3 protein-coding genes are annotated in these 4,362 nt (G+C 46.2%); all 3 read right to left on the bottom strand.

All coding sequences use genetic code 11. The features are described from left to right. Positions 1–283 precede the first annotated feature (283 nt). Entirely contained in the window at positions 284–2,161 is a 1,878-nt protein-coding gene (gene ftsH4, locus EWV84_RS21815; protein ID WP_287080031.1) for an ATP-dependent zinc metalloprotease FtsH4, read from the bottom strand. Positions 2,162–2,238: 77 nt separating this feature from the next. Then, positions 2,239–3,423 carry a tetratricopeptide repeat protein gene (locus EWV84_RS21820; RefSeq protein ID WP_287080032.1) on the bottom strand — a complete coding sequence of 395 codons (1,185 nt, stop codon included), beginning with the start codon at positions 3,421–3,423 and terminating at the stop codon, positions 2,239–2,241. Positions 3,424–3,557: 134 nt separating this feature from the next. After that, the coding region (locus tag EWV84_RS21825; protein WP_287080035.1) for an RNA-guided endonuclease InsQ/TnpB family protein at positions 3,558–4,362 on the bottom strand (805 nt) is incomplete at its 5' end.

The following is a 4,362-nucleotide window of genomic DNA, read 5'->3' on the forward strand; positions in this document are numbered from 1 at the left end:
AATTTATTGCTGAAGTTTATTGATTTTATTCAAACATTTTTAGGTTTTTTTTGAGCGATTTTTTCTTTGATTAGTCAATCTAGATATAGATAACTTTTACTTATCATTAGTCGTTCTCTAAGTACATAAATACTAAGAAAATACCTAATTTTTTAGCCCCTATCATTTAGCGATCGCTATTGGACAAAAACTTTTCCATCTACTGAATTTAGTATTACAAGAGGTCTAATAGAAAAAAAAACCATCTTGAACAAAGATGGGGCAGGGCAAAAATCAAATCAATCTAAACAGTAACAGGTTCTCGATCGAGGGGTTTAACGCGATCGAGCAGGGACTGCAATTGTTGCCCTTCGATCACCTCTTTACTGAGGATTTCTTGGGCAATTTCTTCGAGTAAATCGCGATTTTGAGCGAGAATATCCAAGGCCTGCTGATGACCATTTTCGACAATCTCTTTCACTTCATTATCGATCGCTCGGGCCGTGTCATCGCTCACCAAGCGCCGGGGATTCATCATGCCATCTCCCAGAAAACTATTCTGTTGACCTTTTTCGTAGGCTAGGGGACCGAGGGTCTTACTCATACCATAGGTCGTCACCATGCGTTCGGCCAAGTCCGTCGCCCGCTGCAGGTCATTAGCGGCCCCAGTAGTAATACTACCGAAGATAATTTCCTCGGCAGCCCGACCACCTAAAAGAGTAGCAATTTGGTCGCGTAATTCCGTATCATCCATGAGGAAACGGTCTTCCGTGGGCATTTGCAGGGTATAACCGAGGGCTGCCATGCCGCGAGGCACGATCGAAATCTTGGCAACTTTACCACCCCCCGGCATAACTGCACCGACGAGAGCGTGACCAACTTCGTGATAAGCGACGATTTTCTTCTCTTTTTCCGAGAGAACCCGGCTTTTCTTCTCTAAACCGGCCACTACCCGCTCGATTGCCTCATTAAAGTCCTCTTGGGCGACGGTGCTGCGTTGATTGCGCGCTGCCAATAAAGCCGCCTCATTGACTAGATTAGCTAAGTCAGCACCAGCAAAACCGGGGGTACGGGTAGCAATCTGTTTTAAATCCACACCCGATCCTAATTTTACCTTACCTGCGTAGATTTCGAGGATTTTTAAGCGTCCAGCCAGATCGGGGCGATCAACTAACACTTGACGATCAAAACGGCCGGGGCGTAAAAGGGCGGTATCAAGAGTTTCGGGGCGATTAGTAGCGGCTAGAACGATCACCGTCGCATCGCCAGCGTTAAAACCGTCCATTTCCGTCAATAATTGGTTTAAAGTCTGTTCCCGTTCATCGTTACCCCCCATAAAATTACCGTTAGCGCGAGATTTACCGATCGCGTCTAATTCATCGATAAAAATAATACAGGGGGCTTTTTTCTTGGCCTGTTCAAATAGATCTCGCACTCGGGCCGCACCTGCACCGACAAAGAGTTCCACGAATTCCGAACCTGAGATACTAAAGAAAGGAACCCCCGCTTCTCCCGCGACTGCTTTTGCCAGCAGGGTTTTCCCTGTCCCCGGCGGACCGACTAAGAGGACACCCTTGGGAATCCGCGCCCCGATTTGAATGTAACGTTGGGGATATTTGAGAAATTCGACGATTTCGGCCAATTCGGTTTTCGCTTCTTCCACACCGGCCACATCTTTAAAAGTGGTTTTGGTGGTGTCTCCTTCCACATAGACTTTAGCGCGACTTTTGGTAATCGATAAAGCCCCGGCCGGACCACCGCCACCGCTGCGAGCGAGGAAAAATTGCCAAATACCAACAAAAATCAGGGGAGGAATCACCCAACTAAGGACACTACCAATCCAGCCATTTTTTGGTGGTGGTGCGGCGGCGAATTCTACGCCCTTGGCTTCTAGACGTTTGGGCAATTCTAGGTCAAAAATCGGTGTAGTGCTGAAAATTCGTCCGTAGTTGCCCTCTTGGTCGTTTTTAAGCTGATAACGAATCTCATTCTGTCCCACGGATACCCTAGCGACGTTGCCATCTTCCACTTGGTCGATAAAGAGACTGTAGGGAACTTTGGGGACGCTAGGGCCAAATAATTGCGGGAAAAGGAGATTAACAATCAGAAATAAGCCGCCTACGGCTAATAAAACATTACCGATCAGGCGAGATTGTGAAGGAGGTTTGCTTTTTATACTCATTGCTGGGCCTGATTGATTAAAATTAGTCTCTATCCTTCCCTAATTGTAGGCTGTTGACTGCTCAAGTTCCGATTGAATCAGGCGGGGGGATTACCGTCGTCTTCGGGCGGTTTTTGCCCTAGTAAAGCCTCTAGACGGGTTTGGGCAAGCTCAAAATCCGGCGCAATCCCTAAAGCTTTTTGATAACAGGCGATCGCTTCTTCTTTTTCGCCCAAATTTTCTAGGGTACTGCCGCGATTGTACCAAGCTTGATAAAAATTATCGTCCGCTTCTAGCACCTGTTGCCAACATTCTAACGCTTCTTGCCAACGTTGCAGTCCGTATAGGGCGCTGCCCCTAGCGTTAATGACTTGGTGATCGTTGGGGGTGATTTCTAGGGCGCGATCATAACTATTTAAAGCTTCTTCGTAGTTACCGACCATGGCTAAGGCACTACCACGATTATGCCAGGCCGAGGCTAATTGGGGATCGATCGTCAAGGCCTGTTCCCAGTCGGCGATCGCATTTGACCAATTGCCTAAATTTGCCTGTTCTAAGCCCTGATTAAACCAATCTGCAGCAGTTTCAGGGTTTTTACCTTCCTGTGAGGAAAATTGAGCGATGAGACTATCAATAATGCTTTCTGCGTCCTTATTTTCGATGCCTAATTGTTCGGCCATTTGGCCCGCTAGGGTAGGATCGTTTTGCAGACGGTTAAATAATTCATCGAGGGTGAGGGTTTCTAATTGGGGATTTTCTGGGTCATTACCGTTAAAATCGCTAGTTTCACCGGAATATAAGAGATTTTCTGGGGGTTGCGGCAGGGAATAACTGCCCGGGTCCTCATCCTTGCCGGCGTATTCCCAGATTAAAGTGGCAGTTTCTTTGGTGTAGAGTTGATAACCGATCTCGTAGGAAGCTTCACCAATACGTTCAATCCCGGGAAAAGCGCGAGCTAATTCTCCTAAACGAATCATTCTGGTGGCGAGAAGTTGGTTAAGGGAAGCGGAGGATTGCAGACGGGTTCCAAAACGCTCTAACCATTCTACCCAATCTTTTTGCCGACCTCGATCGCCCAATTTCTCAAAAAATCTCAGAATTCTGCCTTCGTGCCAACCGTGGGCCACTCCATCGAGTAACTGCATATAGAGAAACTCGTAGTCTGTATCGGTTAGGGGAACAGATTCGATCGCTTGTACTTTCCCCTTTCCCCCTTGTCCCCCCAAAAGTCGGGTAAAAAAGTTTTCGATCGCACGCCAAAGTTTTCTTAAAAGTCCCTGCATTCTAATCTCGACACTGGTTTTATTAATCTTGCAAGCATCACCCAATTAGTCTAGCAGTTATCAGTTATCGGGGATTGACTCTCCCCCGCTAACCGCTCGCGCGGTGTAGCGGGGGATTCTCGGTTCTTAGGCTTTTAACTAGATCGACCGAGTTTAACCCAGTCGATCCCCGTCAAATCGCCTCCGCGAGCGTTTTCTAACACGGTCAGTCCGACCGCGTTTTTTCCTCGGTTCTCAATTACCTTCGCTGATGCCGTATCTCTCGGTTCAATGTGGCCGCAAGAATCACACCGGTGAACTCTTTCCGATAACGCTTTTTTACCAGTAATTGCGCCACAATTCGGACACTCTTGCGAGGTTCCGTTTTTATCAACCTTAAGATAATATTTTCCCCGTTTCCAAGCGACAAACGGTAATATCTCGTTAATAAAACTACCGATACCTGAATCCAGAGATTGTTTTCTAACGATCCCTCTAGACCAGGAAACGAAGTTAATATCTTCAACAAAGATATTATCAGCGAGATCGCAAAGGTAATGAGCTAACTTAAAATGCCAATCTCTACGAGTATTAGACACTTTTTCGTGTAATCTCGCTATCTTATCTTGGAGTTTCAACCAATTGTTCGAGCCTTTGACTTGATGTTTCAAGCGTCTTTGTAGCAATTTAAGCTTACTCTGTACTTTCAACAAAAATCGAGGGGCTTTGATTAAATCTCCCCGTGAAGTAGCGACAAAACTCTCAATTCCCGCGTCAATTCCTAAACAGGTCTTCCCTACTGTCATATCGGGAACTAATTCCGTAGATTGGAAAGAAACCAAAACGTAAAATCCCGACGCTTTTTGGATAATTCGAGCTTGTTTAGGCTCAAACCCAGACGGGTACTCCCTAGATTTCCTAATCCGAATTTTTCCCAATTGTGGAAAATTTAAGTATTCG

This window comes from Microcystis sp. M_QC_C_20170808_M3Col, from assembly GCF_007095505.1.
In the GTDB taxonomy this organism is placed as follows: Bacteria; Cyanobacteriota; Cyanobacteriia; order Cyanobacteriales; family Microcystaceae; genus Microcystis.

Coding starts and splice junctions, on each gene's coding strand:
- ftsH4 (WP_287080031.1), bottom strand. CDS start 2,161: ATGAGTATAAAAAGCAAACCTCCTTCACAATCTCGCCTGATCGGTAAT.
- EWV84_RS21820 (WP_287080032.1), bottom strand. CDS start 3,423: ATGCAGGGACTTTTAAGAAAACTTTGGCGTGCGATCGAAAACTTTTTT.